Origin of the sequence: Streptomyces rishiriensis, assembly GCF_003112535.1 — a bacterium.
In the GTDB taxonomy this organism is placed as follows: domain Bacteria; phylum Actinomycetota; class Actinomycetes; order Streptomycetales; family Streptomycetaceae; genus Streptomyces; species Streptomyces rishiriensis.
This window is the reverse complement of sequence record NZ_BEWA01000027.1, coordinates 1-26,229: the sequence shown is the minus strand read 5'-3', so window position 1 is coordinate 26,229 and position 26,229 is coordinate 1. Positions and strand designations below refer to the sequence as shown.

The following is a 26,229-nucleotide window of genomic DNA, read 5'->3' as shown; positions in this document are numbered from 1 at the left end:
TCACCGGGTTCCCTTTGCGGCGAAGGCGGCGACCTTGTCGACGTTGGACTTGTCGACGAAGGCAGGGCCGGTCAGCACGGGCTGTTCACCGCCGCCGCTGTAGTTGCCGTTGTTCTTGTAGAGCCACAGCGCGTCGACGGCCAGGTAGCCCTGGAGGTAGGGCTGTTGGTCGACGGCGAACTGGATGGAGTTCTCCTGGATGGCCTTGATGAGGTCCTTGTTGAGGTCGAAGGTGGCGACCTTCGCCTTGCTGCCGGCGTCCGAGACCGACTGCGTGGCGGTCAGCGCGATCGGCGCGGCAAGCGTGACCACCTCGTCGATGGACTTGTCTGCCGAGAGCTTGGCGGTGATCGTCGACTTCACCGACGGCATGTCGGTTCCGTTGACGTAGAGGACGTCGGTCTTGCCGGAGAAGGTCTTCTTCACGCCGTCGCAGCGCTGGGTCAGGGCGATGTTGCCCTGTTCCTGGACGACGCAGACGGCGTGCTTGGCGCCGATGTCATTGAGCTTCTTGCCGAACGCCTCGCCCGCCACGGTCTCGTCCTGGCCGAAGTACTCCAGGAGGCCCAGACTCTTCCACTGGCTCAGGCCGGCGTTGAGGCCGGTCACGGGTATGCCGGCCTGCTCCGCCTTGGCCAGGACGGACTTCATGGCGTCCGGCTTGGCCAGCGTGACGGCAATGCCGTCGACCTTCTGGTCGATCGCGTTCTGCACCAGGTTGGCCTGGTTGCCGGCGTTGGGGTCGGCGGAGTAGATGAGCTTGATGTTGTCCTTGGCCGCGGCGGCCTCGGCGCCCTTGCGGACGGTGTCCCAGAAGGTGTCGCCGGGGGCCTGGTGGGTGACCAGCGCGACGGTCATGCGGGGAGTGGTGGCCTTGCCCGCCGACGCGCCGTTCGCGGTCTCCTCGGACTTCTTGCCGCCTGAGCTGCTGGAGCAGCCGGTGGCGAGAAGAGCGCCGGTGAGAACGGTGGCGGCCAGTGCGGCGGCTCTGTGGTGTCTGTGCATGTCCCTTGCACCTCGCTGTGCTGATCAGGGTGGGAATGGGGTTCCGGCCTCGGGAGGGCCGCGCCCGGCCGAGTGACGCGGGCGAGCGGTTGATGAGAACGCCGTGTGCGGCGGAACGTGTCGTCTGCGGCAGCCATCGGGTGTGTGCGGCTCGGCAGCCTCTAGAACGTGCTACTAGTACGTTCTAGATGCCCGTACTATCGAATGCCCTGTCGGCGGTGTCAAGAGGTTTGTCAGGACGTATCGACAACATGGACTGCCTGGCCGCCGACGTGATCTCGAGGATGTCGGGCGTGCGCTCCTCTTCATGCCGCTCGATCCGGCGTCCGGAAAGGACCGCGCTGACGGACGAAGCGTCAGTGGTGAACCTGATCGGCCATCTCGTCGAGCGCCGGCTGAGGCTGTCCCCCACTCTGACCCGGGATGTCGTGGTCCAGCGGAGCTACGGGTGCCGATGCCCAACGGGGTCGACCTGTCGGCCGATCGCCCGGCACCGCGATGCCTCCGATGACAACGGTGTCGGCGTGTGACGGACCGTCGACGTCTGCCAGTCACCGACGAGTCGTTCCTTCGCATCCACGCTCGCCGGGCTCTGTCAGTGTCCAGTACAGATCTCCCGACGCCGGCTGCACGCTCCAGGAGCTGATGTGTCCTGCGGCCGTCAATTGGTCAAGTGCATCCGTGAAATCCGTTGCGGCCAGCCCGCACTCGCGTGCCAGCTGATCCACTTCAGCTGTTCCATGGGTGCTCTCGGGAGCGGTATGGGCCTTGATACACATGGCAATGAGCTGGGAAAACGGGGCGCAGTCCATGCGGATGCCGCAAGCGGCTCGCAGCGCCCAGTCTGCGGCAGCGAGCCGGTCGGGACGGGCCGGGCATTGGGCGAAGAGCCCGACGTCGAGGAGCTGGATGACTACAGCGCGTGCGCTGGAGCGCGACGTGGGCAGGGTTGCGCATAGCCATCGTGCCTGGTGGAGATCCCGCCAGGATCCGTGGCAGGTTCCAATCGAAGGCTGCGCAGTCCCCCGAGCGGCAAGCGGACTTGAGCCGAGTCGTTCATGCGTAAGGCGCATTGCAGGGCGATCAGTCGGGCGGCAGGTCGGGTCTCAGTCGGCAGCGCGGAGGCGAGGTAGTTGAGCATCTCCCGCACCCGGGTCTGCCTGTCCGGGCCTCTGGGGCTTCGGTGCTTTCGACGGATGTCCGCATGCGCCGGCGGCGCCGTCGCAGCGTTGATGAACGTGTCGGGAACGACGGCCGCTTGTGACGTGGCGGCGGCGCAGGCCGTGCACGCGTCCGCGAGGCGCCACAGCCGTCCGCCTCGCTCGCGTGCGAGCACGAGCCGGATGGGCCCACCACAGCCTCGATGGCGCGGGTGCCAGCTGCAGCCGCGCTCGTGGCACTGGCAGGTACGAAGGTGAGCAGGGAGGAGATCGCGGCGAGCGTGTCGTGCCAGGTGGGCCAGGAGCTCCGACCGAGCGGACGTGCCACTGAGCAGTCGGTCGCTGCGGGAGCACTGCTGGCATACGAGGATCGGTCCGCCGGGCTGCGGGCGCAGTTCCACGGTCCAGGCGCGCCGGACGCCGGGTCGCGTCGTGCAAAGCCTCATGGGGGGCGTGTTCCTCCCGTCATGTCTGCGCTGTACCCGCGGAGGGTGGGGTGGCCCGCACACGGTAGTGCAGACCTCTGCCCTTCACTTGATGGCGTCACCTGCAGAAATAGGGCAGAGGTCTGCACTGACAGGGCAGTGGTCTGCACCGTCGGATTGTCGGGTGACGATCCTCCCGCCCGACCCGGATTTCGAGGCGCTGCGTCTGGAGCTTGCGCGGCTGCGGGCGGCGCGCGGCTGGACCTATGACGAGCTCGCTGATCGAAGCGGCCTGGCCAGAAGGACCCTCATCGAGATCGAGCAGGGACGCACCATCGGCACTCTCAAGACCTGGCACGCCCTCGCCCATGCCTTGAGCACTCCGCTCGACGAGCTCTTCGGAGCCGTGTGTGAGGGGCACGAGCCCCCGGGGCCGACCGGCGCTGACCGTTGACTGGGAGGGCTCGCGCCAATCACCCGGACCGGCGAAGCGACACGAATCTCTGATCGACAACTCGAACGTGCGTTTCATGGAATGGGGCTGTTCGAGGGACCCTCCAGCCTCGGCGCTGTGGATGCGGCGTGTTGCCTGGCACCTTCGCACGCATGCGTTCTTCATCCACACCGCGGCACTGGGACGGCAGCCCCGCTGTCGCCTACCCCCGCCGCTCACTGCGTATCGAGCACGACAGCCCCAGTCGGCTCCTCCGCTGCGCTCAGCGTGATCGCTGCCGAGAGTGCGGCAACCCGGTCGAGTGGTACCACCGCAGCTTTGCGCGGCCCGTCCGCCTGCACCCCCGGGAAGTGCCCGCGGCCGAGGTGCCCACCGCCTACCGTTGGCACGTAAGCTCTGGTGTCGCCCATCCGGCTGGCGATGGCAGAGCCTGGTGCCGCCTGGCTCACGCCCCAGTCTGTCCCGCTCGCGACGCTGCGCCCGAAGCCTCCGCGCTGGACGGGCTGCGCCGGGATCTGGCCCTGCACACACGCCGCCTGATTGACACCGGCGTGTTCACTCCAATGCCCCCTTCGAGCCGGCCAATGGCTCAACCGGACGGCTGCCGACCCGCCAGACCCGTAGTGCAGTTCCTGTATGTCCGCTACCTCGCTGCGCAACCTGTGGACGAAATCCAGTGCGTGGCGCAGACGCGGCGTCGCGACCGCTGCTCGCAGAGGCTGCTCACTGCGGACGGCCCCGTGGGCGTCTGGAGGCTGGTACCCGCTACGGCCACACGGGGGCAACTGGCCTTGCCCTGTGAGCTCATGGCTGTATATGACCTCACCGCCCTGCCTTACGCCGAGCAGCTGCGCTGGCGCACGCAGCGCTGTTCCACCCACACCGCAACCCAGTCAGCAGCGGACCTCGCGCTGGCCGACTGGGAGCCCTTCGACCCCATGCTCCACCGCGCGCACATCCACAACCGCCTGCCGAACCACGTCCGTCGTCCGCGCCCGACGCACCACGAGTATGGAAGGGCTGGGTCGTGACCTCGCACGATGGCATTGAAATCCTGCTGACCAGGCCAGCCACCAATGGCGAGCTCCACCGAGCTCGTCGTACGGTGTCGCTCGCAGCGAACGCCGACCGCACCCGGTAGATGGCCGTTCAGCCGGCCAGGACGCCAGGCCGCGCGCTGCGGTCACTACGGCGACGGCTGCACCACCTTCTGCCCATCGATGCCCTGACCACCCCCTACCCCGACCAGCACGGGCAGGTCCTTCTTAATCTCGAGTTCAGCCGTACCGCGCGAGCGGCGATCCGCCAGGCCGCGACCGCCAGAGGACAGCGGCCCGGAGACTTCGTCGCCCGGAGCGTGACCGCAGCCCTCGATCGGAACGAGAGAGAACGCTCCCTGCAACTGACGGCGCAACTCGAAGGCCTGCTCGCCCTCCACTCCTCCGAGGACGTACTGGCTTGCACAGCCGACATCCTGCTCCGTCGTCGTGATCCGGCCGTATCTGACGCGTACGCCGCTGGCCGCGCTGGACGGAGCCAGTCTCACGCGCACCCGAACCCTTAGCCCTTCTCCTCCGTGGAGCCCTTGTTGCACACGCCCACAGACGAACAGGCTCATGCTGTCGAAGCATTCCGAGATGGCCATCACCTCGTGCTGCAGGCCGGCGCCGGCACAGGAAAGACCAGCACGCTGAGCCTGCTCGCCGCGAGTACCAAACGCCGAGGGCGCTACCTCGCCTTCAACAAAGACATCGCACACGACGCCTCCGCACGCTTCCCGCGATCCGTGATGTGCAAGACCGCCCACGCCACGGCCTACGCAGCCCTTGGCCACCGCTTCGCTCGCAGACTCAACAGCCCCCGCCAACCTGCGTGGAAGATCGGGCAGGCCCTCGGCATCACCTCTCCGGTCCGAATCGGAGATCACGAGATCAGCCACAGGACGTTGTCACACAGCGTCCTGCGCACGGTGACCCGCTTCTGCCACTCGGCTGATCGCACGCTGGCTTCTCACCACGTACCCGCGCTGCGCGGCCTGAGTGCGCCGGACGAACACGCCCGCCTCGCCGAGGTCGTGACGTCGTTCGCGGACAAGGCGTGGGGAGACCTGCAGAATCCCGAGCAGGGCGTGGTCCGTTTCGAGCATGACCACTACCTGAAGATGTGGGCTCTCACCGAACCAAAGATCGACGCCGACTTCCTCTTCCTCGACGAAGCACAGGACACCAACCCTGTCCTGGAACAGGTCTTCGCGGCTCAACGCGCCCGCACCCAGCTGGTCATGGTCGGCGACTCCGCGCAGGCGATCTACGGCTGGCGCGGAGCCCGGGACATCATGACAAGCTTCGACGCCACCAACCTCACCCTGACTCGATCCTTCCGCTTCGGCCCCCTCCTTGCCGAACAAGCCAACCGGTGGCTCGCGTTCACCGACGCGCCCATCCGACTGACAGGTACCGAGGCGGTCCCGACGAAGGTCGGTCTCGTCGCCTCTCCGGACGCGGTGCTGTGCCGCACCAACATCGGGGCCATGACCGAGGTCATGCGACTGCTGGCCGCCGGCCACCGCGTCGCGCTGACGCGGGGAGGGCATACGCTCGTCGCGCTGGCGCTGGCTGCACGGGACCTCAAAAACGGCCGTCGCACCGCCCACCCAGAACTCGTTCTCTTCGCCTCCTGGGGTGAGCTGCAGGAGTACGCGGATCACGATCCGGCCGGCCGTGATCTGCAGCCTTTCGTAGAACTTGTCGACCAGCACGGACCCGAGGCCATCATCACCGCGGTCCACGCACTGACCGACGAGGACAAGGCCGACGTCACGGTCTCCACGGCCCACAAGGCCAAAGGCCGGGAATGGCCCACGGTCAAGATCGCCGATGACTTCCCCCCGCCCCCGGACAGCGATCAACACGACGACCGTGGTCGCCCGATCTCGGAACCCGTGAGTGAAACGGACGCCCGCCTCGCCTACGTTGCCGTGACACGTGCCCGCAGTCGGCTCGATCTCGGTGGTCTTGCATGGATCGACCTCATTCCAGCCGCCTCGGACGGAGTGGTTCAGTGAGCGGAGGCGACCGGCGGGGCGGTAGCTTCGGCCGCGGGGAGTGCGGGGGTATCGAGTTTCCTGTGCGAGGGTCTCGGGGAGCACAGCGACGACGGCGATGCCGTTGGCGCTTCCCGTGAACATGCCTCGGCACGGACAACTCCTACCTGCTCCAGGCCCTCGGCAAGGCGTCGGGGCCCTCTCTGCGGCGTGGCCGTCGTAGACCCCGGACGTCGGGGGAGCTCGACCGGCTCGTGGAGACGGGTGCGTGCGGGATCCGCCTCAACCTGATCAGCGGCCCGGTGCCCCCGCTGGAAGATCGGCTCTGGCAGCGACTGGTGCACGAAATCGCCGCCCCTGGACTCCACTTGGAAGTCCAGGGACAGCAACGCCAGTGGGAGGAGCTGGAACCCTGGCTGCTCGGCTGGCCCGGCGTGGTGGTTGTCGATCATCGGGGGCTGCCGGCGGCCCTGTCTCTGCCCTACCCCGGATGCGCTGCGCTCTCCCGCCTGCTGGCCGGACAGTATGTGTGGGCGAAGGCGGCCGTGCCTTGTCGTGCAAATGGCCGTGCCTACAGCACCCCGACCTGGCTCACGGCGGAACTCAACCCCACCGAAGCCCTGCGGATACTGTGCGCCAACCCAGCGCGACTGTTTGCTTGGACGCCCTTTCGTCGCGCGGGCCGACCGATGACGTACAGGGCCGCACTCAGGCACGGCCGAGCAGGGGGGCCGCCTTCCACGGCCAGGGCCGGCGAACGGTGACGGCCGAGCTGACGTTTCCGAGGGCGTTGTGCGAGCGTGAAGGTGCGGGCAGCGCGGCTTGGCTCGGGCTCAGGATCCAAGGAACTCGAGTGCCCTTGCCACGAATTCATCGTGGTACTGGAAGATCCCCCCGTGTCCGGCATCCGGGTAGAGGGGCACGAGTTCACTCCTGGGCAGGCGGGCGGCCAGGTCGAGTGTGTTGTGGCTGGGCACCATGCGGTCGTTCTCGCCGTTTGCCACGAGCACCGGTTGACGAATCTCCGACAGGTCCGACGGTGCCTGGCGGCCCCATTGTCTGATGGCCTTCAGCTGGGCTCGGAACGCCGGCAATGAGATGTCCTTGTCGCGGTGGTGCGTGCGCTCCTTCAGCCGTTCCAGCAAGGCCCGTCCCGCCCGCCGACCGCCCTCGGTTTCGGTGAAGAAGAGGGAGAGCTTGGGATCCTGGCGGGTCAGGGCGCCCTTGAGCGTGGCCTGGAGGGTGAGCGCCGGGACCTTGTCGATGCCGGGGCCACCGGCGGGGCCTGTGCCCGCCAGGATGACCTTGCGGATGAGGTGAGGTTCTTGTTCCGCGATGACCTGTGCGATGAAGCCGCCCATCGACAGGCCGAGCAGATCGACCTGGTCGAACCCGAGGGCTCGGATGAACAGCACCGCGTCGCGGGCCATCGCCTCGATCGTGTCCGGCGTGGAGCCGCTCGATCCGCCCACCCCGCGGTTGTCGAAGGCGATGACCCGGCGTCGTGCGGCGAGTCCGTCGACGACGCGCGGGTCCCAGTTGTCCAGGACCCCGGCCAGGTGAATCAGGAGGATCAGCGGTACGCCGTCCTCAGGGCCGAGTTCCCGGTAGGCGAAGTCCTCGCCGCGGACGGACACGGAGCGGGTCGGCGCGTTCTGGTACGACGACGAGGGCGAGGAGGACGGTGAATTCCGCGGTGTGTTCATGTCCAGGTCCTTCTGTAGCGAGTTTCAAGGACGGAGTTCTCTTCGCCGGCGCCCGATGCACTGCACCGACACTGTCGACCAGGCCACACAGTGGTGGGTACCGACCCATGTCATCCGGCTCGTTCTGATCACCCCCGGCATCCGCCTCGCCGAGCGCTGAGGCGGCGCCAACCGAGGGACATTGGATTACACTCATAATACTGTGCATGAAGACGATGGATGGCAAGCGGGCCCCCGCAGTCGACCGCACTCCATGGTGCGCAAATGAACGCCCCCGAGTGAGGGGATACCGCTCCACCTGGCACGACACCTCGCCGCCGAACGGGCGGCCGTCGGAGCCTCGAATCCATTGAAGTACGATCGAAATGTAAAATGATAAGAGTGCCCGCCAAGAGCAAGCAGCCTCTCCGACGAGCAAAGGAGCGCGTGGTGCGCTACGGGAAAGAGCACAAGCAGGCGACCCGGCAGCGGATCATCGAGGCGGCCGGTCGCCGGTTCAAGCGGGACGGCATCGACGGCTCGGGCATCTCAACCCTCATGACGGACGCGGGGCTGACCAACGGCGCCTTCTACACCCATTTCACGTCGAAAGACGACCTCGTGGCCACCGCGGTCTCCGACCAATTGCAGGCGCAGAACGCGAGGATCGTCGCGCAGGCGGCACCCGGTCGCGCAGGACTTGAGCAGATCGTGCGCCGGTACCTGTCCGCCCAGCATCGCGACAGCTCCGACGACGGCTGCCCCTCCGCCGCCCTGCTCGACGAAATCCGGCGCTGCACAGACCCGACCAAGCAGGCTTACACCGACGGCGTACTGATGGTCATCGACGGCATCGCCGCCCGCCTGGCACCCGACGATCCCCTCTCGGTCCGCACCAAGGCGCTCGGCGCCTACGCCATGATGGCCGGGACGCTCCAGCTCTCCCGAGCCCTCACCGACCGGCAGCTTGCGGACGAACTGCTCGAACAGGGCATTCACAACGCCCTCGCCCTGCTGGGCGTGGAGCACGGGCATTCCAGCCCCGCGATGTGACACACCCGCACCCCTTGGATGGTTCCGACCCGGAACTCGGTCGACCTGGCGCGCGAGTGCCGAACGGCGAGTTGGTCCTCTACCCCGACGCCGGCCATGGCGGCATCTTCCAGTTCCACGGGCAGTTCGTGGAGACGGTTCTCGAGTTCCTCGAGCGGCAAAAGGCGTGCGGTGCGGTCGTAGTCTGGGCCGAGGGTGGTGCCTCAGGGGCGTGGCGCCCTTTGGGCGAGCGGCTCGAGGCGCCCGTTCACTGACGCGACCTCGCCTTCCGCCTCACCCCATGAACGCGAGAGCGTTCTCGATCCCCAGCTCAAGGACCTCATCGGCGCGCTTCTGGTCGGACAGGGCGCGGGACAGCTGCATCGTCCCCACCAGCATGGTGAACAGCCCGATGGCCTTGGCCTGAGCGGACCGCGGGTCCTCGGGTGTCAGGCGGGCGGAGATCTCCTCCAGGATGGCCCGCGCGCCGTCGCTGTAGGCCTGCCTGGTCCCGTCCTCGCAGCGGCCGATCTCGTCGAGAAGGGCGGCGGAGGGGCATCCGAGGCCGGGGTGGTCCCGGTGCTCGGGAGACAGGTACTCGCGGATGAGGTCCTCGAGTCCCGGGCGGCCGGGCCGCAGGGTGCTGTAACTCGCGACCTGCGTGTGCAGTTCTTCGGCCACCACATGGGCGACGAGGTCGTCCTTGGACGCGAAGTGGGCGTAGAAGGCTCCGTTGGTGAGCCCCGCGTCCGCCATCAGCGTGGAGATACCCGAGCCGTCGATGCCGTCCTGCTTGAACCGGTGGCCGGCCTTTTCGATGATGCGTCGCCGCGTCACCTGCTTGTGCTCCTTGGCGTAGCGCACCACGAGCTTTCTCCGTTCGCTCCGTAAGGCCATGCTTCGCACTCAAGGGTAATCCATGGCCTGACGCACGTAATATCATGACCGGCGACCCCATGACCGGCGTGCTCACGACCGGATGCGGGCACCGGGTCCGAGTCGGGCGGTGACTTCCGCGGGGCTGAGGGTGGAGTGCTCCGCGGAACACTCGACGACGACGCGGACCGGGGCGTCGCAGTCGGTGTGACGGATGTCCAGTACAGGCCCCTCGGGGCCGAGGGCGTACGCCTCGCCCCACTGGCTCAGCGCCATCAGGACAGGCCACAGATCCCAGCCCTTGCGGGTCAGGCGGTACTCGTTGCGGGAGCGGCTGCCCGGCTCCTGGTAGGGGACGGTCTTCAGGATGCCGGCCGCGATCAGCTTCCGGAGGCGGTCGCTGAGGACGGCTTCCGACAGGCCGATGTGGCGGTGGAAGTCGTCGAAGCGGCGGACTCCGTTGACGGCGTCACGCAAGATCAGCAACGTCCATTTCTCTCCGACCACGTCGAGCGTGCGCTGGACGGGGCAGTTCTCCGTGCTCGCCTCAAGCCACTCCATCCCGCCAGCGTAAGGGTCTGGCTTCGTCATTGACAGTCAGGCGAGCGGGAAACTAGCTTCGTTTTCAAAAGTCAGATGGAGGGTGCCCGGCCGTGGGACGAACGCGTACGTATCAATGGGAAGATCCCGCGATCCTGGCGGAAGCCGCCGGACGCATGGCCGGCATCGACTTCCTGCGTGAGTTGCAGGCGGGGCGACTGCCGGCGCCGCCCATCAATTACTCCATCGACTTCACTCTGAGCGAGGTGGAGCCCGGCAGGGCGGTCTTCTCCCTGACACCGGGTGAGGAGCACTACAACCCGATCGGCAGCGTGCACGGCGGCATCTTCGCCACCCTGCTCGACTCGGCGGCCGGCTGCGCGGTCCAGTCGACCCTTCCGCAGGGTGTTGCGTACACCTCGCTCGACCTCACGGTGAAGTTCCTGCGACGGATCACCGCGGACACGGGCACGGTACGCGCCATCGGCACGGTGGTCAGCAAGGGCCGTAAAACCGCCCTGGCCCAGGCGCAGTTGGTCGACGACACGGACCGTCTGCTCGCCCACGCCACCAGCAGCTGCATGCTCTTCCCGGTGTCACCCTCGCAGGTGTGAGCCTCGGCGGCGACCGGTATCGGTCCGGGCCGTGACGTCGCACTGCCTCGATCGCGGCGCAGAGCGCCGGGGTGTGAGGTGAAACCGCTGCGGCGCAGGTCGGTCGCGGCCCGTAACTCCTCGGGTCGCCGGCCTCCGTGCGCCGCAGCTGTGTCGAGGCGGCGAAGGTGGTGGTTCCCTCGGTCGCCGGGCTGCTCTTCGTCAGGCGGCGTGGGTGGGGTAGTCGGTGTAGCCGGCCGCGCCGCCGCCGTAGAAGGTGGCGGGGTCGGGGGTGTTCAGGGGGGCGCCGGCGCGTACGCGCTCGACGAGGTCGGGATTGGCGAGGGCCATGGTGCCGACGGTGACGACGTCGGCCAAACCCTCTTCGACGTCCTTGGCGCGGGCGGCGATGTCGGCACCGGCCCGGTTGAGGATCAGCGTGGTCGGCCACACCTTGCGGAGGGTGGAGAGGAGTTCCTCGTCGCCGCCGTGACCGATGTGCAGGTAGGCGAGGTTGAGGGGGGCGAGGGCGCGCAGGAGGTGCGGGTAGAGCTCGTGCGGGTCGCTCTCCGCGAGGTCGTTGAGCTTGAAGGGGTTGCCGGGAGAGATCCGGATGCCGGTGCGGCCGGCGCCGATCTCGTCGGCAACGGCCGTGGCGACCTCCACCGCGAAACGGATGCGGTTGTCGAGGGAGCCCCCGTACTGATCCGTGCGCTGGTTGGCGCTGGGGAAGAGGAACTGGTTGACCAGGTAGCCGTTGGCCCCGTGGATCTCGACGCCGTCGGCGCCGGCCGCGATGGCGGCCGCGGCGGCGCGCCGGAAGTCGTCGACCGTCGCGGCGACCTCCTCGGTGGACAGTTCGCGCGGCTCCGGCATCTCCTGGAGTCCGGACGGGGTGAACGTCTGGCCGGCCGGCTTGATCGCGGAGGGTGCCACCGGCTGCCGGTGGTGGGGGGTGTTGTCCGGGTGGGAGATGCGCCCGACGTGCATGAGCTGGATGACGATGCGTCCGCCGGCCTTGTGTACGGCGTCGGTGACCTTGCGCCAGCCGGCGATGTGATCCTCGGTGTAGATGCCCGGGGTCACCGGGTAGCCCTGGCCGTCGGCGGAGGGCTGGGTGCCCTCGGTGATGATGAGCGCGTGCGAGGCGCGCTGGGCGTAGTACTCGGCGTTCAGCTCGGTCGGCACGCCGTCCGGGGTGGCCCTGCTGCGGGTCAGGGGGGCCATGGCCAGCCGGTGCGGCAGGGCGATCTCTCCGACGACGGTCGGGTTCCACAGGGCGTTGAGCATGGGTGATTCCTCAGGTGGTGTGTGGTGGTGCCGAAAGGGGCGGGGGCGGACACCGCGTGGACGTGGACACCTGGCTCTTCTGCCTCCGGGTCCGAAGACGCACCCGCCCTGCGCCCGCCGGTCGAGTCGCAGCCGGCAGTGGCCTATCAAATTACGAACGTAATACTAAGCGGTTCGGGTGAGCTGCGGCAAGTGGGGCCCGGCAGGGGGTGCGAAGCCGTGCGGCGCAGCTCGCGCAAGGACCTCACGCCAGAGCGGTGGGAGTTCCGCAACGGCAGCTGGAACCGCCTGCTCCGCCTGGATGACCTTGTCCTTGCGGTTGTGCCGTGTGCTCCAGTATTCGGTGGGGTGAGCGACGAGGCAGGCCGCGGCCGCCGTCGTCGAGACCTGGGCGCGGCGCAGGTGCGGGGCGGTGCTGCTGGCGTCGGAGATTCGCTCGTCAGGGCGGACTGAAGGATCATCCGCAGTTTGACAGGGCTCTTGCCGTAGCGGATGGCGGTCGTCACCAGTTCGGTGACCACGAGTTCACTGACCGCGAGTTCGGGGGGTGAAGACCAGTTCCTCCAGCTCTCGGAGGGCGGTTCGTGAGGTGTTGTCTGTTTGCAGGTGAGGTTGGGGCAGGGCTGCTGGCCGCGGGGGCTTGGTCGGCTACGCCTTTCTGGTGAAGCTGCCGGCGTCGGCCTCGGTGAGGACGTCGAGCCTGGCGAGGCGTTTCAGCTCGGCGCGGGTGCCATCGATGTTCTTCGGCAGCGGTTCGTGGTCGAGGGCTTCGCATGCATCACGGGCCCGGAGGGGGCCGGTGACCTCGTTGAAGACGGGGATGCGGGGGTAGTTCGGGTGCTCGGGCAGGTCGGGCGCGGCGGTCTGGGCCGGGAGACGGTCAGCGAGAGCAGTGCTGGTCTTCCGGTTGATCGTCAAGTGTTCGTCATTACCGACGGGGCGCTTTCTGCCGCACACGCTGCGCCCCGTTCTCCGCCGTGACGTTCACGGCTGACGGCGTGCCCCCGTGCTCGACCGGTAGGCCGCCACACGATCCCACTCACCTCGGAGCTTGCTTGCGGCCTCTCGGTCGCTCCGATAGAATTACGATCGTAAGGTAATGAGTGGTCGTCCTCCCCGTGATGACGCTCGTGACCGGTGGGTCCCGGGCTCGGAAGGGGCGGTCGCACTCGCGCAAGTCGGAAACGTGCCAGACCCTGCTCGTCCAACCCGCCTGTTCGATCCGATTCCCCTGTCCGTCACCGGGGCGGAGCCGCTCCGTCCATCCACATTGGAGAAGCGCATGTCTTCCTCGAACGCCGAGCCCCGAACGTCCGCCGCCGACTTGCACCGGCTTGCCGATGAGTACGTCAGGCGCGTCAACCTGCGCGACCTCGACGCCCTGTTCGCCCTGTACGCGCCGGACTTCCGCAACCACGCCGCCGATGGCACCACCACCGGCCTCGAGGAGGCCCGCGCGGTGCTTGCGTCGTTCCTTGACGCGGTCCCCGACTTCGCCGCCACGCCGGTCCGTGTCGTCGCCGAGGACGATTGGTTCGCGATCAGCTTCATCCTCACCGGCACGAACACCGGGTCCTTCAACGGCACTCCCGCCACCGGCCGATCGATCAAGGTGCTGGAGGTCCGCATGTTCAAGGTGGCCGACGGGAAGCTCACCGACCACTGGGGCCTCATCGACCTGGCGACGCTCTTCGCCCAGTTGCAATCCTGAGAGGGTTACGTGAGTTGATGCCTGTTTCCCCCTTTGGGGAGGGGCAGGCGGGCCGGCCGCAGCCGCCGGGCGGCTACGGCTGCGGCTGGGTGAACGAACCCTGCCCGGTCTCGACCAGGATTCCGCGCTCGGTCAGCCGCTTGAGCTTCAGGCGGGTGTTGTTGAAGGTGTTGGCGATCTCCATGTCCATCGCCTCGCACACCTGCCGCGCCCGCAGCGGAGCGTCGGCCGCGGTGAATACTGCCAGGATCTGCCGGTAGGCCGGATGGTCGGGCAGCTTCGGCGCCGGCGGTGCGGGTGGCTGCGGATCGGGCAGCTCCAGCAGTGTCTTGCGGGTGATCCGGATCTCCTCAGCGGCCCTGCCGAGCTCGTCCAGCCGTGCGGTCAGCTGCTCGATCTGCTCTCCGGTCGTCTCGGCCAGCGCGGCGATCTCCCGTTCCCGCTCCTCCAGCCGGGCCGGCACCGCCCCGAGGGTCAGCTCCCCGCCGGTCATGTGCTGCGCCAGGCCGCGCTTGCGGACCGGTACTTTTTTGCCGCATCACACCCCGTCGACTCCGCGGGCACCCGGCCGCCGCATGCATGCTCTGGGTGTCGAGCACCACCAGGCTCGGGTCCGATTTCCGCCGCGCCATCTCCCGCACCTGCCAGCGCAGCAGGTCGTGGATGGTCTGGTCGGTGCCGTCGTCGCGCCACTTGGCGAAGTTGGTACATCACCGCGCCGCCCGGCGGCAGGTCGTGCGGAAGCAGGTCCCACTGGCAGCCGGTGCGGCCCTGGTAGAGGAGCGCGTTGGCGATCTCCCGCATCTCGTACCGTCCCTGGTGGCCGCTGACCGAACGGTGCGCGGCCTTCCACGCGACCGATCACGGGGTGTGACCGGCGCGGCGGAGAACAGGGCGCAGGGTCTCGATGACACCGGGGTCGTCCACGGTGGAGGGGATGGGTTCGTCGTGGCCGTCGGCGATGCCGCGCATCGTCTTGCGGAGGATCTTCCCCGAGCGAGTCTTGGGCAGGGCGGCCACGACCGTGACGTCCTTGAGGGAGGCGACGGCGCCGATGCGCTCGCGTACGAGCTGGACGAGTTCGGCCTCGACCTCGCCCGGTTCGCGGTCGCTGCCGGCTTTCAGGACGACGAAGCCGCGCGGGATCTGTCCCTTGAGTTCGTCGGCGACGCCGATGACGGCGCATTCGGCGACGTCGGGGTGGGCGGCCAGGGCCTCTTCCATGCTGCCGGTGGACAGCCGGTGTCCGGCGACATTGATGACATCGTCGGTGCGGCCCATGACGAAGACGTAGCCGTCGTCGTCGATGTGTCCGCTGTCGCCGGTGAGGTAGTACCCGTCGTAGGCGGAGAGGTAGGAGGCGACGTAGCGGTCGTCGTCCTGCCAGAGAGTGGGGAGCGCGCCGGGCGGCAGGGGAAGCCTCACGACGATCGCGCCGTCGACGCCCGCGGGCACCGGTTTGCCCGAAGCGTCGAGGACGCGGACGTCCCAGCCCGGCAGCGGGCGGGTCGGGGAGCCGGGCTTGAGGGGGGCGGCTTCGATGCCCACCGGGTTGGCGACGATGGGCCAGCCGGTCTCGGTCTGCCACCAGTGGTCGATCACCGGGACGCCCAGCAGGTCGCTCGCCCAGTGATAGGTCTCCGGGTCGAGGCGCTCACCGGCCAGGAAGAGATAGCGCAGGTGGGAGAGGTCGTAGCCGGCGGTGAGCGTCCCCTTCGGGTCCTCCTTCCTGATCGCTCGGAAGGCGGTGGGCGCCGTGAACATGGTCTTGACCCGGTACTCGGCGGCCACCCGCCAGAACTGGCCCGCGTCCGGGGTGCCGACCGGCTTGCCCTCGTACAGCACCGTGGTCGCGCCGACCAGCAAGGGCGCGTAGACGATGTACGAGTGGCCGACGACCCAGCCGACATCGGAGCCGGTGAACATGGTCTCGCCCGGGCCCACGTCGTACACGGCCCCCATCGACCAGTGGAGGGCGACCGCGTAGCCGCCGCAGTCACGCACGACTCCCTTGGGCTTTCCGGTGGTTCCGGAGGTGTAGAGGATGTAGAGGGGGTCGGTTGCGGGGACGGGAACACAGTCGGCCGGTGGCGCGGTAGCCACCAGGTCGGCCCAGTCGAGATCGTGAGGCCCCAACTCGGCCGTCTCCTGTGGGCGTTGCAGGATCACGCTCTTCTCCGGCTTGTGGCCCGCGAGCTCGATCGCCTGGTCGAGCAGGGGCTTGTACGCGATGACCCGCTTGCCCTCGATGCCGCAGGAGGCGGAGACGACCACCTTGGGGGCGGCGTCGTCGATGCGAAGCGCGAGTTCACGAGGGGCGAACCCGCCGAAGACGACCGAGTGGACCGCGCCGATGCGTGCGCAGGCCAGCATCGCGACAACGGCCTCGGGGACCATCGGCATGTAGACGACCACGCGGTCGCCGTGTCCCACGCCGAGCTGTGCGAGCGCTCCGGCGAAGGCCGCCACCTCGTCCCTCAGCTGTTCGTAGGTGTAGGTGCGCCGGGTGCCGGTCACAGGGGAGTCGTGGACGAGCGCGGGTTGCTCGCCCCGGCCGGCTTCGATGTGCCGGTCGAGCGCGTTGAAGCAGACGTTGAGCCGTCCGTCGGGAAACCAGCGGTAGAAGGGTGCGCCCGAGGATTCCAGAGCGCGTCGCGGAGTGACATCCCAGTCGATGCCCTCCGCCGCCTTCAGCCAGAAGCTCTCCGGGTCCTCGGTACTGGCGCGGAAGACATCTTCGTATGTTCCCATCGCGCACTCCTTTGTGGCATCAAGGGACGGTGATGTGGCTGGGTGGGGAACCGTGTCGGACACAGGCACCGCATGCCGGCCGACATGGTCTGGCAGGATGCCGGCGACCGGCGGGAACCGGTCACCGGCATCGCGGTGGTGCGGCGGTCCGGCCGAAGGGCCGCTCCGCCCAGTGTGCCTTCAGCTCACGCGCCGAGGTGCTTGCGCAGCCATTGGCCCATCTGCTGGATCGCCTGGTCCACCTCGGGTACGCGCCCGGCGCCCAGGATGAACGAGTGCTGCCCTTCGGGCATCGGGTGGACCTCTGAGGTGACCTTGAAGTCCGCGAGGCGCCGGCCGAGTTCGGCGCCGTCGTCGGCGAGGGTCTCGTACTCGCCGTAGTGGACGGTCGTGGGCGGCAGGCCGGTCAGATCGGCGTTCGCGATGCTGATCGCGGGGTCGGTGAAGTCCACGGCGGGATCCTGCAGCCAGGCTCCTCGGAAGAGTTCGAGGGTGCTCCTGCTGAGCATCTTGTCGTTGTCCTCGTTCTCGTCCACCGACGCGTTCTGGATGGTGAGGTCGGTCCACGGCGAGACGCTGACGATCGCGCCCGGCGTCGCCTCGCCCTTCGCGAGCAGGCGCAGCGGGAGCATCACCGCGAGGGTGCCGCCGATCGAGTGGCCCGTGCTGCCGATGTTCCGCGGCTCGTAGCCCTGCGAGAGCAGCCACCGGTACGCCGTCTCGGCGTCGTCGAGCTGCGCCGGGTAGGGGTGTTCGGGCGCCAGGCGGAAGTCCACGACGAGGGAGCGGGCTCCGGCTGCCTTCGCGATGTGGCCGGCGGCCTTGCGGTCCGAGTGCATGGAGGCGGTGACGGATCCGCCGAAGTGGAAGTGGAGCAGTGCCTTGTCGGGGTCGGCGCCCTCGGGGATGGCCCAGAGGGCGGGAACGCCGCCCGCGTCCACCTCGGCGTACGTGACGCCTTCCGGCTCGGTCGATGCCTTGTGGTTCGAGTCCACGATGTCGCGGATGACGGCCAGGTCGAGACCGGGTGTCGACGACTTCGCGCTCACGCTCGCGAGGAACTCCGCGAACTCGTGTGCCTCTCGGCTTACGCCCATGGTGGTGCTCCTTCGCAGGTTGCTGCCACGCCCACGTCCCGCGTGCAGCCAGGTTGATGTGCTGGTCGTGACGCTACTGGCTGAGTATAAAAAAGTAAACCTAGGAGGGTGGGGGTCGCCTCTGGCTGCGGGCGCGGCGGCGCAGTGCGGGCGACCGAGGGTGATCAACGCTCCAGAATCTCTGCCGTTGCGGATCAGTGGTCTGAGGTCCGACTGTCCAGGAGGGAGTAGTCCCCCCGTCGCCTGGGCCGGTGCGGCGGAACGCCTGATGGTGATGCGTGAGGACGCCGGAATGCGGCCGTGTCTGTCTGCCGGTACCGTCCCGGATCCGACGACCGATTCGCTTGGCGCCGGCCTGCCTGTGGGGCGTACAGGGCGGCCGGATGCGGGCCTACGAGGCTCCGCACGAACCTCAGCATCACGACAGCGATGCGGACGAGAAGACAACTCTGTTCGGGACCGGCGTTCCTGCCGGTCGCCGCCGTTGTCGACGCGCTCACTCATGCCGTCGAGGCGGTACGTGAGCCGCAAGGCCAATCCGTTCTCCGACGGCCTTGCGTTGAACGCTCTCGTCCGTGCCGGGGCAGATGGCGTGGGGCGAGTCGACCATGGCACGGCATGGGCCGCCCGATCGGCGTGCCCTTCCACGTCGCTCATGGTCTGTCGAACGCGATGCTCTTCCCCGCGGTGACGGCGTTCTCCGTACCGGACGCCGAGAGCCGGTACGCCGACTGCGCCCGCGCGTTCGGAGTTGCCGCCGACACCGACGGCGATGCCCTGGCGGCCGGGAGGTTCGTGGAGGCGCTCCGCGACCTGTGCGAGGATCTTGACCTTCAGCCGTAGATCTGCGGGTAGAGGTCCTGGATCTCGTCCACGGTGGGCACAACGGGGTTGTTGGCGGGGGATCCGGACACGAGCGCCTGCTCAGCCATGAGGGGCGACAGTCGGCGACGGAGGAACGGTGATGGCACAACAGCCAGGTCCGCGCGGAGTACGAGATGAGACGCATGACTGACATTGCTGAGGGCGAGGTTCTCACCGATGTGCACCGGGGCGTCGGCCGGATCCTTCTGAACCGACCCAAGGCGCTCAACGCCCTGACGACAGGCATGGTCGCGGCCATTGACGGTGCGCTCGCCGCATGGGAGCACACACCGCTGTCCGCTGTGGTGATCGCCAGCACCAGTGTGAAGGCCTTCTGCGCAGGCGGCGACATCCGCACGATCCGTGAGCACAGCCTCGCTGGGGATGCCGAGGCCAGTGAGCGGTTCTTCGCCTCCGAGTACCGGCTCAACGCCCGGATCGCTGAGTATCCCGTGCCGGTCGTGTCGCTCATCGACGGCATGTGCATGGGCGGTGGTCTCGGTCTGTCGGTCCACGGCACCTTCCGCGTCGTCACCGAGCGTGCGGTGCTTGCCATGCCCGAGACCGGGATCGGTTTCTTCCCCGACATCGGGGCCAGCTACTTTCTGCCGCGGCTGCCCGGCGCGATGGGCATGTACCTGGGACTGACCGGGCACCGTCTCGACGCTGCCGACGCCCTGTACACGGGGCTGGCCACGCACTTCGTCCCCACGGACAGGCTCGGTGCGGTCACAGACGCCCTGGCGGACAGCCCAGGCGCCCCGGTGGACGTCGTCCTGAACCGCCTTGCCGACCGTTCTCCGGTGGGGGAGAGCAGGCTGGCGGAGGTACGCGGGGAGATGGACTGGGCGTTCGGCGCGCCGACCCTAGGCGAGATCGAGAAACGCCTGCGTCACCTCGACACCGCCTGGGCGTCAGACGCGTTGATCGCCTTGGAGTCCGCCTCGCCGCAGAGCTTGGAGATCACTCACAACCTGCTGGCCCGGGGCAGACAGCAGACGTTGCGCGAGTGCCTTGACGCCGAACTCACTCTCACGCGCACGACCATCCGCACGCCGGACTTCCTGGAGGGCGTCCGAGCGGCCTTGGTCGACAAGGACCGCAGTCCCATCTGGGAACGTGAGGCGCAGGGCGGACAGACGCCGCCGGCCTGACCGGGAGTGCAGGGTGAGCGGCTGCCCGTTGTCCGCACTGCCGCACTGCCGGACAGGTTGTTCTTGCCGAGTTGCGCGGCGCGGATCGCGGTGACGTGCCCGCGGTTCCGCCGCCGACGGTGACCACGCCGTAGCGCGTGCTCACGAAGTGCCCCCGTTCCGGGGACATGGTCGGCTCGTGGAGCGAGCGGTCACGCGGCGCGGATGTGCTGCGCCAGGGTGGCGTGGATCTGGTCGCGGATGTCGGCGAGCACGGCCTCGTCGCTGCGGTGCGGGCACACGGTGGCGGTGGTGCTGATGTGGATGATCGCGGTGATCACCCGCGCCAGCGTTGCCGCGTCGGCGGCGCCGATGTCCTCGTTGCGCGTGAGCAGGCCGGTGATGCCGTCCTCGACGCGGCCGGCAAGGGTCAGACCCACTTGCCGGTATGGCTCGGCCGGGTCGCCGAAGACAAGTTCGCGCAGATAGGTGCGGCCGTTCTCGATGTGCTCCCGCACGCACTCCACCAGGGGGCGGATGAGAGCGATGACCCGCTCCAGCGCGCCCTGTCCGACGGCGGCGTTCGCGGCGGCGAGGCCGGAATCGACGGCGGCGGCGAACTTCTCGTTCTGCACCATGATCAGCAGCTCGGCCTTCGTGGACGCGTACAGGTACAGCGTCCCGATGGCGACATCGGCCCGGCGGGCGACCTGCTGCGTCGTGACCCTGTCGACGCCGTGTTCGGCGAACAGCTCGCGGGCGGCGGTCATGATGCGCTCGCGCTTGTCCTGTTTGGCCCTCTCGCGGCGCCCGATCGGCATGTGATCGCTTCCCATGGGGACCCCCCTTGACAATAATTATGAGTGGACTCATAGTTGAGTGTACTCGGATTGACCGGATGGGGCGAGGTTGTGAGGCCCCCGGATGTCGCGCCGGGTTTGCCGATCCAGTCTCAGACCTGGATAAATAGGACAAGTATTAGGAGTGGCGCCCCATGCGAGCGTTCGTCGTCACCAAGTACAAGGAGCCGCTGCAAGAGGCGGAGGTCCCCGAGCCCACCGTGGGGGAGCACGACGTGCTTGTTCGAGTGGAGGCCGCCGGGCTGAACCCGCTGGATGAGAAGATCCGCGCCGGTGAGTTCAAGCAGATCCTGCCCTACAAGCTGCCGCTGATCCTGGGCAACGACGTCGCGGGCACCGTCGTCCGCGTCGGGACGGCGGTTCGCGGCTTCCAGCCCGGAGACGAGGTCTACGGTCGGCCCGACCAGGACCGCATCGGCACGTTCGCCGAGCGCATCGCCGTAGCGGAGGGCGACCTGGCGCTCAAGCCCGCTTCGATCAGCATGGAAGAGGCCGGCTCGCTGCCGCTGGCGGCGCTCACGGCGTGGCAGGCGCTGGTGGAGCGCGGGAAGCTGCGGCCCGGGCAGAAGGTGCTCATCCACGCCGGCGCCGGCGGGGTCGGTTCGATCGCGATCCAGCTCGCCGCGCACCTCGGCGCGAGCGTCGCCACCACCGCCAGCGGTTCCAACGCGGACTATGTACGCGCGCTCGGCGCGGACACGGTGATCGACTACCGCACCCAGGACTTCGAGCAGCTCCTGACCGGCTACGACCTGGTGCTGGACAGCCTCGGTGGGGAGACCCTCGAGAAGTCCCTGCGGGTGCTCAAGCCCGGCGGCAAGGCCATCGGGATCGCCGGTCCCCCAGACCCCGCGTTCGCCCGCCAGGCCGGCCTGAATCCGCTGCTGCGCCTGGCGGTCACAGCCCTGAGCCGCAAGATCCGCAAGCAGGCCAAGAAACTCGGCGTGACGTACGAGTTCCTGTTCATGCACGCCAGCGGCGACCAGCTCCGCCGGATCACCACCCTCATCGACCAGGGCGCGGTGCGCCCGGTGGTGGGAAAGGTGTTCCCCTTCGACCAGACCCCGCACGCGCTGCAGTCCCTGTCCCAGGGCGGCATCCGCGGCAAGGCCGTCATCGGCAACAGCTGACCCGCCGCAACCGCGACGGGCGACACGAAACACACAGCGACACAGAACACGCAAGGAGAATCGGTCATGAGCAGCACAGACGCCCCGAACGAACCCGTCATCACCTCCTACGCGAAGGCCCCGGCCCGCACCGTCCGCGCAGGCGGCGTCACCTACGCCTACCGCGAGCTGGGACCGAAGGGCGGCATCCCCGTCGTCTTCTTCGTCCACCTCGCCGCGACGCTGGACAACTGGGACCCCCGCATCATCGACCCCATCGCGAAGGGACGTCACGTCATCGCCTTCGACAACCGCGGTGTCGGGGCGTCCACCGGCCAGGTGCCGGACAGTGTCGAGGCGATGGCCGACGACGCCTACACCTTCATCAGGGCCCTCGGGTACGACAAGATCGACGTCTTCTCGTTCTCCCTCGGTGGCATGGTCGCCCAGGCCCTGGTGGTGAAGCACCCCGAGCTCGTCCGCAAGCTGGTCCTCACCGGCACCGGGCCCAAGGGCGGCAAGGACATGGACAAGGTCGCCAGAGTCACCTACTGGGACATCCTGCGTGCCACGTTGACCCGTTCGGACCCCAAGGAGTTCCTGTTCTTCAACCGCAATGCCACCGGCAAGCCCGCCGCACGCGCGTTCGTCAACCGGCTCAAGGAGCGCACCGTCGACCGCGACGCGGACATCAAGACCAAGGCGTTCCAGACGCAGCTGAAGGCGATCAAGAAGTGGGGGCGCTCCGCCCCCGACGACCTGTCGTCGATCACGCAGCCCACCCTGATCGCCAACGGCGACAACGACCGCATGGTGCCGTCGGTCCTGTCGGAGGACCTGCACCGGCGCATCAAGGGCAGTGAGCTGATCATCTACCCCGACTCCGGGCACGGCGGCATCTTCCAGTATCACGACCGGTTCGCCCCCGTCGCGGTCGAGTTCCTGGCTCGATGACCACCACCTGACCAGGAAAAAGGGCAACATCATGAGCACGTCACCGGTCGCCGCGCCCCCGGAAGTGAAGAAGCCTCTCACCTCCTCGATCCTGCTGTGGGTGCGCACCGACCAGCCCCGCCAGACCGGCATGGACCACTGGAAGGGCCCGCACTCAGGGATCATCTCCGCCACCCCGGGGCTGGAGGAGTACCGGCAGATCCACCTCGCCGAGCACAACACGGGCCTGTGGCCGGCCATCGACGGGGTCCAGACCGCGATCCCAGCAGACCGGAAGATCGACGGCGTCGCGGAAGTCACCTTCCAATCGGTGCTCGCACCCCTGAAAGGGCGCGAGCAGACGAAGCTGGCCTACGCCGACGAGATCAACGTGTTCCGCCGCACCCTGCTCTACGCCGGCCCGCCGAACTCCTCCCGGTGGTACGACGTCGCGGGCCCCGGAGAGACGGTCGGTGCCCGCGCGCTGATCTACCTTCGCCGCAGGGACGGGGTCGGCGCCGGCGCCTTCCGGAAGTTCGTCAACGAGGAGCTCGCCCCCGCGCTCGCCGGCACCGGAGTGCTGAAGGAACTGCGCACGCAGACGTTCCTGCCCTGGACGAAAAAGCTCTGGGACACCCCGGACGTCGCCCACGACAACCCCCGCGACCAGCGCTTCCACGCCTCGGTCAGCCTCGGGTTCGCCGACACCGCGGCACGGGACGCCTTCTTCAGCGGCAACGCGATCGAGGACCTGTCCGACCGGCTGGCACCGCAGGTCTCCGCGATCCACGCCTACGACGTCGCCGCCGCCCTCACCTACGTCAAGAACGGCGAGATCCTCCCGCGCTACCAGGAGTGAGCAGCGCAGACGGGAAGCGGGACCGCCGGATCTGCTCGGCACATCCATCCGCCCCGGCTTCCTTGCCCTCCTCGCACCCCAATCGCCGTCTGATACCCCTCACGCATCCGGAGCCAGCCATGAGCGAGCAGCAGAGCACCCTCCACTACGAGCGCACCTCACCGCAGATCGCGAAGATCACCTTCGCCAACCCGCCCGTCAACCTCATCGTCGGCGAGACGGTCCTGCGCCTCATCGAGATCGTCACCGAACTGGCCACCGACCCGGACATCCAGGTCGTGCTGTTCGACAGCGCCACCCCCGACTTCTTCTACAACCACTTCGACCTGGCCGCCGCCGCCGACTTCCCCGCCCCCGAGGACCCGGACGCGGTGCCGGCCTGGACGAATCTGGTCCTGGAACTCTCCAAAGCGCCGTACATCACGATCGCGGTCATCCGTGGACGCACCCGCGGCGGCGGGAACGAGCTCGCCCTCGCCCTCGATCTGCGCTACGCCAGTCGTGAGAAGGCGATCTTCGGACAACCCGAGGTCGGCAGCGGACTGCTGCCCGGCGGTGGCGGCAGCGAACGCCTGCCCCGGGCCATCGGACGCGACCGCGCCCTGGAAGCCATCCTCACCAGCGACGACTACGACGCCGACACCGCCGAACGCTGGGGCTGGATCACCCGCGCCCTCCCCGACAGCGAACTCGACGACTTCGTCGGCACCGTCGCCGCCCGACTCGCCTCCTTCGACCGCACCTCACTCGCCTCGGCCAAGGCCCAGATCAACCGGGCAACCCTGCCCCCGGACGGGGACCTGGTCGCCGCGTACGGCGAGTTCAGCCACTCCCTCACCCTCCCCGGTTTCCTCACCCGGGCCGCAGGCACGCAGGCCGTCGTCGACCAGGCCGGCATCGACTTCGAGTACCGTCTCGGGCACTACATCGGCATCGCCAACCAGCAAAGCTGACACCCATCAGAAAATGAGCACGGACGCAGCCGATGCCGCGTCCGTGCTCATTTGCCGCGGGGCCCACCTGATTTGCGACGTCTTCGGCACGGTGGTCGGATCGGGCTGCTGCCGGATCGACCGCCGATGTCATCCACGGCTCGACGGCCGCGACGGTGCACCGCTTCTGGACACCCGTCGGCCAACCGTTCGCACGCCATGGATCGCTGGGTCCCGACGTGAAGAGATCACGTCGGGACCGAACAACAAGCTCAGGCCTTCGTGCTGTGCAGGTCCGGGTAAAGCGCCTCGACCGGGCCGCTCAGAGCCGCCTTGACCCCCTTGGTCAAGTCGTCGGCCAGGACCTCGTATTCTCCGGCCTCGACGGCGTCGTAGACCGTCGTCACCAGCTGTGTCGGCAGCATCTTGGGTCCGTCGGCGTGCGCGGCCATATCGGTGTCGACGTAGCCCATGTGCACACCCGTCACGTGGACGCCCATGGGTGCGAACTCGATGCGCAGCGAGTTGGTGGCCGACCACAGTGCGGCCTTGGAGGCGCTGTAGGCGCCGCCGAAGGCATACCAGCTGGCAACGGAGTGCACGTCGATGAGGACTGACCCCTTGTTGGCGGCGAGGATCGGTGCGAAGGCGCGGGCGAGGAAGACCGGTCCGAAGAAGTTCGTCTCCATGTTCGCCCGGATGTCTGCCTCGGTGACGTCCAGCAGGCTCGCGCTCGGCGGGGTGGCGCCCGCGTTGTTGACGAGCACGGTGACGTCCGCCGCGGCGGCCACGGCTGCGTCGATCGACGTGCGGTCGGTCACGTCAAGGGTCAGGGGGACGATGCGTTCGTCGTCCCAGGCGCGGGGGGAGCGGGCGGTGGCGTAGACCTTGGCGGCGCCGCGCGCCAGGGCGTCGTGGACGAAGTGGGTGCCGATACCGCCATTGGCGCCGGTGACGAGGACGACTGCTCCATCGAGGGAGGGCATGGGTTCCTTCTTTCCGAGGGGGATGTGAAGTACGTGGCTGCGCACGGATGGGCAAGGACACATCCACAGCGATGGGAGAATGAGTGGAGCCACATTCGAGCCCACATGACATTGAGTACAATCATATCTGATTACAGTCAGAATCTATTCCTGGAGGACACCGCCATGCCTCTCGGACGGCGCGAGCGGAACAAGCAGGAAAAGCTCGACCGCATTGTCGCTGCCGCCAGTGATCTGTTCGCCGAGCACGGCGTCGATGAGGTCACGACCCAGCAGATCGCGGACAAGGCCGACATCGGCACCGGGACCCTGTTCCTCTATGCCAAGACCAAGGGCGAACTCCTCCTCCTTGTCCAGAACGCCAAGTACGTCGAAGCACTTGAGCAGGGCCGGGCGGACGCCGAAAGCGTCCCAGGCGTGCTGGACGCGGTGCTGGCGATCGTCCGGCCGATCGTGGAGTGCAACCGCATCCAGATCGACAACGGACGCACCTACCTGCGAGAGATGGTCTTCGGCGACCCCGAGGAGCCCCGGCACGGCGCGGCACTCGCCATCGTCGCGCAGACCGAGGAGGCCGTCGCCGCCGTGCTGCGCCGAGACGAGCGGGTCGCCGAGGGCGACGCCGCGACGCTGGCACACATCGTGTCCGCCGTGATGTTCCTCAGCATGGCGGTGAGCGTGAACATCGCCTTGAGCGTCGAGGAGATCATGCAGGACATCCGCAGGCAGGTCGAGGTCCTGCTGCCTCGCTGAAGCGCGGCCCGGACCCGGTCCAGGTGACCATCCGGGTAGTCCTTGGCTGTGGCATCGCCCGCATCCCCACATGGCAGGGTCATCCGGCCGTTGCCGCCCATACCGGCATGACTGGACGGCTAGGGCCAACGCCGTTCC

Annotated in this window: 25 protein-coding genes and 3 pseudogenes; 15 read left to right on the top strand and 13 right to left on the bottom strand. The window is 68.1% G+C overall.

What is annotated here, in order from left to right; all coding sequences use genetic code 11:
- Entirely contained in the window at positions 1–1,005 is a 1,005-nt protein-coding gene (locus Sri02f_RS35990; protein WP_055705497.1) for a substrate-binding domain-containing protein, read from the bottom strand.
- A gap of 1,769 nt (positions 1,006–2,774) precedes the next feature.
- Here Sri02f_RS35990 and Sri02f_RS35980 point away from each other — a divergent pair.
- From Sri02f_RS35980 to Sri02f_RS43915, 3 genes and pseudogenes are all read left to right on the top strand, one after another.
- A complete protein-coding gene (locus Sri02f_RS35980) occupies positions 2,775–3,044 on the top strand; it encodes a helix-turn-helix transcriptional regulator (protein ID WP_067259018.1) in 270 nt (89 codons plus the stop codon).
- Positions 3,045–3,196: 152 nt separating this feature from the next.
- A pseudogene (locus tag Sri02f_RS43920) lies at positions 3,197–3,577 on the top strand (DUF6083 domain-containing protein); the annotation flags it as partial.
- A gap of 273 nt (positions 3,578–3,850) precedes the next feature.
- Positions 3,851–4,075, top strand: a complete 225-nt coding sequence (locus Sri02f_RS43915) for a hypothetical protein (RefSeq protein ID WP_307721066.1) — start codon at positions 3,851–3,853, stop codon at positions 4,073–4,075.
- Between the two features lie 155 nt (positions 4,076–4,230).
- Here Sri02f_RS43915 and Sri02f_RS41500 read toward each other — a convergent pair whose 3' ends face one another.
- Entirely contained in the window at positions 4,231–4,689 is a 459-nt protein-coding gene (locus Sri02f_RS41500) for a hypothetical protein (RefSeq protein WP_167467688.1), read from the bottom strand.
- Between Sri02f_RS41500 and Sri02f_RS35965 the strand changes: the two genes are divergently transcribed.
- A complete protein-coding gene (locus Sri02f_RS35965) occupies positions 4,633–6,108 on the top strand; it encodes a UvrD-helicase domain-containing protein (protein ID WP_109005516.1) in 1,476 nt (491 codons plus the stop codon). The genes Sri02f_RS41500 and Sri02f_RS35965 overlap by 57 nt on opposite strands.
- Positions 6,109–6,242: 134 nt before the next feature.
- A pseudogene (locus tag Sri02f_RS44245) lies at positions 6,243–6,851 on the top strand (amidohydrolase family protein); the annotation flags it as partial.
- 69 nt (positions 6,852–6,920) lie between these two features.
- On the opposite strand, the gene Sri02f_RS35955 reads toward Sri02f_RS44245, so the two are convergent.
- The gene (locus tag Sri02f_RS35955) at positions 6,921–7,793 is read right to left on the bottom strand and encodes an alpha/beta fold hydrolase (RefSeq protein ID WP_055705495.1); all 873 of its coding nucleotides are present in this window, start codon (positions 7,791–7,793) and stop codon (positions 6,921–6,923) included.
- A 426-nt stretch (positions 7,794–8,219) separates the two neighbouring features.
- Here Sri02f_RS35955 and Sri02f_RS35950 point away from each other — a divergent pair, with 426 nt between their 5' ends.
- Positions 8,220–8,825, top strand: a complete 606-nt coding sequence (locus Sri02f_RS35950; RefSeq protein WP_109005514.1) for a TetR family transcriptional regulator — start codon at positions 8,220–8,222, stop codon at positions 8,823–8,825.
- Positions 8,826–9,098: 273 nt separating this feature from the next.
- Here the strand turns inward: Sri02f_RS35950 and Sri02f_RS35940 are convergent, their stop codons facing one another.
- Together Sri02f_RS35940 and Sri02f_RS35935 are read right to left on the bottom strand one after the other, a co-directional pair.
- A complete protein-coding gene (locus Sri02f_RS35940; protein ID WP_109005513.1) occupies positions 9,099–9,671 on the bottom strand; it encodes a TetR/AcrR family transcriptional regulator in 573 nt (190 codons plus the stop codon).
- Between the two features lie 102 nt (positions 9,672–9,773).
- Complete coding sequence (locus Sri02f_RS35935; protein WP_109005512.1) at positions 9,774–10,241, bottom strand: winged helix-turn-helix transcriptional regulator; 468 nt, start codon at positions 10,239–10,241, stop codon at positions 9,774–9,776.
- A gap of 92 nt (positions 10,242–10,333) precedes the next feature.
- Here Sri02f_RS35935 and Sri02f_RS35930 point away from each other — a divergent pair, with 92 nt between their 5' ends.
- Positions 10,334–10,834, top strand: coding sequence for a PaaI family thioesterase (locus Sri02f_RS35930; protein ID WP_109005511.1), 501 nt, complete (start codon positions 10,334–10,336; stop codon positions 10,832–10,834).
- Between the two features lie 201 nt (positions 10,835–11,035).
- Here the strand turns inward: Sri02f_RS35930 and Sri02f_RS35925 are convergent, their stop codons facing one another.
- Entirely contained in the window at positions 11,036–12,103 is a 1,068-nt protein-coding gene (locus Sri02f_RS35925) for an alkene reductase (RefSeq protein ID WP_109005510.1), read from the bottom strand.
- A gap of 648 nt (positions 12,104–12,751) precedes the next feature.
- On the bottom strand, positions 12,752–13,021 hold the full coding sequence (locus tag Sri02f_RS35920; RefSeq protein ID WP_174855780.1) for a hypothetical protein: 270 nt from the start codon (positions 13,019–13,021) through the stop codon (positions 12,752–12,754).
- A gap of 364 nt (positions 13,022–13,385) precedes the next feature.
- Here Sri02f_RS35920 and Sri02f_RS35915 point away from each other — a divergent pair, with 364 nt between their 5' ends.
- Positions 13,386–13,814, top strand: coding sequence for an ester cyclase (locus Sri02f_RS35915; RefSeq protein ID WP_159106840.1), 429 nt, complete (start codon positions 13,386–13,388; stop codon positions 13,812–13,814).
- A 73-nt stretch (positions 13,815–13,887) separates the two neighbouring features.
- Here Sri02f_RS35915 and Sri02f_RS35910 read toward each other — a convergent pair whose 3' ends face one another.
- The 4 genes and pseudogenes from Sri02f_RS35910 to Sri02f_RS35895 all read right to left on the bottom strand — a co-directional run bounded on the left by Sri02f_RS35910 (position 13,888) and on the right by Sri02f_RS35895 (position 17,662).
- Positions 13,888–14,307 carry a hypothetical protein gene (locus Sri02f_RS35910; protein WP_109005557.1) on the bottom strand — a complete coding sequence of 140 codons (420 nt, stop codon included), beginning with the start codon at positions 14,305–14,307 and terminating at the stop codon, positions 13,888–13,890.
- A pseudogene (locus Sri02f_RS44240) lies at positions 14,304–14,639 on the bottom strand (transposase); the annotation flags it as partial. The pseudogene Sri02f_RS44240 and the gene Sri02f_RS35910, both read right to left, overlap by 4 nt.
- 36 nt (positions 14,640–14,675) lie before the next feature.
- Complete coding sequence (locus Sri02f_RS35900) at positions 14,676–16,565, bottom strand: propionyl-CoA synthetase (RefSeq protein WP_109005508.1); 1,890 nt, start codon at positions 16,563–16,565, stop codon at positions 14,676–14,678.
- A 185-nt stretch (positions 16,566–16,750) separates the two neighbouring features.
- Positions 16,751–17,662 (bottom strand): alpha/beta hydrolase, encoded by a 912-nt coding sequence (locus Sri02f_RS35895; RefSeq protein ID WP_055705486.1) that lies wholly within the window; start codon positions 17,660–17,662, stop codon positions 16,751–16,753.
- A gap of 618 nt (positions 17,663–18,280) precedes the next feature.
- Here Sri02f_RS35895 and Sri02f_RS42325 point away from each other — a divergent pair.
- Positions 18,281–18,505 (top strand): iron-containing alcohol dehydrogenase, encoded by a 225-nt coding sequence (locus Sri02f_RS42325; protein ID WP_218029924.1) that lies wholly within the window; start codon positions 18,281–18,283, stop codon positions 18,503–18,505.
- 155 nt (positions 18,506–18,660) lie between these two features.
- Positions 18,661–19,680 carry an enoyl-CoA hydratase/isomerase family protein gene (locus Sri02f_RS35885; protein ID WP_245970949.1) on the top strand — a complete coding sequence of 340 codons (1,020 nt, stop codon included), beginning with the start codon at positions 18,661–18,663 and terminating at the stop codon, positions 19,678–19,680.
- Positions 19,681–19,871: 191 nt separating this feature from the next.
- Here the strand turns inward: Sri02f_RS35885 and Sri02f_RS35880 are convergent, their stop codons facing one another.
- Positions 19,872–20,495, bottom strand: a complete 624-nt coding sequence (locus Sri02f_RS35880) for a TetR/AcrR family transcriptional regulator (RefSeq protein WP_109005506.1) — start codon at positions 20,493–20,495, stop codon at positions 19,872–19,874.
- A gap of 158 nt (positions 20,496–20,653) precedes the next feature.
- Between Sri02f_RS35880 and Sri02f_RS35875 the strand changes: the two genes are divergently transcribed.
- The 4 genes from Sri02f_RS35875 to Sri02f_RS35860 all read left to right on the top strand — a co-directional run bounded on the left by Sri02f_RS35875 (position 20,654) and on the right by Sri02f_RS35860 (position 24,373).
- Entirely contained in the window at positions 20,654–21,649 is a 996-nt protein-coding gene (locus tag Sri02f_RS35875) for an NADP-dependent oxidoreductase (protein WP_109005505.1), read from the top strand.
- A gap of 66 nt (positions 21,650–21,715) precedes the next feature.
- Positions 21,716–22,582, top strand: coding sequence for an alpha/beta fold hydrolase (locus tag Sri02f_RS35870; RefSeq protein ID WP_109005504.1), 867 nt, complete (start codon positions 21,716–21,718; stop codon positions 22,580–22,582).
- 31 nt (positions 22,583–22,613) lie between these two features.
- Complete coding sequence (locus Sri02f_RS35865; RefSeq protein ID WP_109005503.1) at positions 22,614–23,420, top strand: strictosidine synthase; 807 nt, start codon at positions 22,614–22,616, stop codon at positions 23,418–23,420.
- 119 nt (positions 23,421–23,539) lie between these two features.
- Entirely contained in the window at positions 23,540–24,373 is an 834-nt protein-coding gene (locus Sri02f_RS35860) for an enoyl-CoA hydratase/isomerase family protein (RefSeq protein WP_109005502.1), read from the top strand.
- Positions 24,374–24,624: 251 nt separating this feature from the next.
- Here the strand turns inward: Sri02f_RS35860 and Sri02f_RS35855 are convergent, their stop codons facing one another.
- On the bottom strand, positions 24,625–25,338 hold the full coding sequence (locus Sri02f_RS35855; RefSeq protein ID WP_109005501.1) for an SDR family oxidoreductase: 714 nt from the start codon (positions 25,336–25,338) through the stop codon (positions 24,625–24,627).
- A gap of 165 nt (positions 25,339–25,503) precedes the next feature.
- Between Sri02f_RS35855 and Sri02f_RS35850 the strand changes: the two genes are divergently transcribed.
- On the top strand, positions 25,504–26,091 hold the full coding sequence (locus tag Sri02f_RS35850) for a TetR/AcrR family transcriptional regulator (protein WP_109005500.1): 588 nt from the start codon (positions 25,504–25,506) through the stop codon (positions 26,089–26,091).
- The last annotated feature ends 138 nt before the right edge of the window (positions 26,092–26,229 follow it).

What these genes read in the sequence shown, in the direction of transcription:
- Sri02f_RS35990 (WP_055705497.1), bottom strand. Translation starts at nt 1,005, where the DNA reads ATGCACAGACACCACAGAGCCGCCGCACTGGCCGCCACCGTTCTCACC.
- Sri02f_RS43915 (WP_307721066.1), top strand. Translation starts at nt 3,851, where the DNA reads ATGGCTGTATATGACCTCACCGCCCTGCCTTACGCCGAGCAGCTGCGC.
- Sri02f_RS41500 (WP_167467688.1), bottom strand. Translation starts at nt 4,689, where the DNA reads ATGGCCATCTCGGAATGCTTCGACAGCATGAGCCTGTTCGTCTGTGGG.
- Sri02f_RS35955 (WP_055705495.1), bottom strand. Translation starts at nt 7,793, where the DNA reads ATGAACACACCGCGGAATTCACCGTCCTCCTCGCCCTCGTCGTCGTAC.
- Sri02f_RS35935 (WP_109005512.1), bottom strand. Translation starts at nt 10,241, where the DNA reads ATGGAGTGGCTTGAGGCGAGCACGGAGAACTGCCCCGTCCAGCGCACG.
- Sri02f_RS35925 (WP_109005510.1), bottom strand. Translation starts at nt 12,103, where the DNA reads ATGCTCAACGCCCTGTGGAACCCGACCGTCGTCGGAGAGATCGCCCTG.
- Sri02f_RS35915 (WP_159106840.1), top strand. Translation starts at nt 13,386, where the DNA reads ATGTCTTCCTCGAACGCCGAGCCCCGAACGTCCGCCGCCGACTTGCAC.
- Sri02f_RS35910 (WP_109005557.1), bottom strand. Translation starts at nt 14,307, where the DNA reads ATGACCGGCGGGGAGCTGACCCTCGGGGCGGTGCCGGCCCGGCTGGAG.
- Sri02f_RS35900 (WP_109005508.1), bottom strand. Translation starts at nt 16,565, where the DNA reads ATGGGAACATACGAAGATGTCTTCCGCGCCAGTACCGAGGACCCGGAG.
- Sri02f_RS35895 (WP_055705486.1), bottom strand. Translation starts at nt 17,662, where the DNA reads ATGGGCGTAAGCCGAGAGGCACACGAGTTCGCGGAGTTCCTCGCGAGC.
- Sri02f_RS42325 (WP_218029924.1), top strand. Translation starts at nt 18,281, where the DNA reads ATGGGCCGCCCGATCGGCGTGCCCTTCCACGTCGCTCATGGTCTGTCG.
- Sri02f_RS35885 (WP_245970949.1), top strand. Translation starts at nt 18,661, where the DNA reads ATGAGACGCATGACTGACATTGCTGAGGGCGAGGTTCTCACCGATGTG.
- Sri02f_RS35880 (WP_109005506.1), bottom strand. Translation starts at nt 20,495, where the DNA reads ATGGGAAGCGATCACATGCCGATCGGGCGCCGCGAGAGGGCCAAACAG.
- Sri02f_RS35875 (WP_109005505.1), top strand. Translation starts at nt 20,654, where the DNA reads ATGCGAGCGTTCGTCGTCACCAAGTACAAGGAGCCGCTGCAAGAGGCG.
- Sri02f_RS35870 (WP_109005504.1), top strand. Translation starts at nt 21,716, where the DNA reads ATGAGCAGCACAGACGCCCCGAACGAACCCGTCATCACCTCCTACGCG.
- Sri02f_RS35865 (WP_109005503.1), top strand. Translation starts at nt 22,614, where the DNA reads ATGAGCACGTCACCGGTCGCCGCGCCCCCGGAAGTGAAGAAGCCTCTC.
- Sri02f_RS35860 (WP_109005502.1), top strand. Translation starts at nt 23,540, where the DNA reads ATGAGCGAGCAGCAGAGCACCCTCCACTACGAGCGCACCTCACCGCAG.
- Sri02f_RS35855 (WP_109005501.1), bottom strand. Translation starts at nt 25,338, where the DNA reads ATGCCCTCCCTCGATGGAGCAGTCGTCCTCGTCACCGGCGCCAATGGC.
- Sri02f_RS35850 (WP_109005500.1), top strand. Translation starts at nt 25,504, where the DNA reads ATGCCTCTCGGACGGCGCGAGCGGAACAAGCAGGAAAAGCTCGACCGC.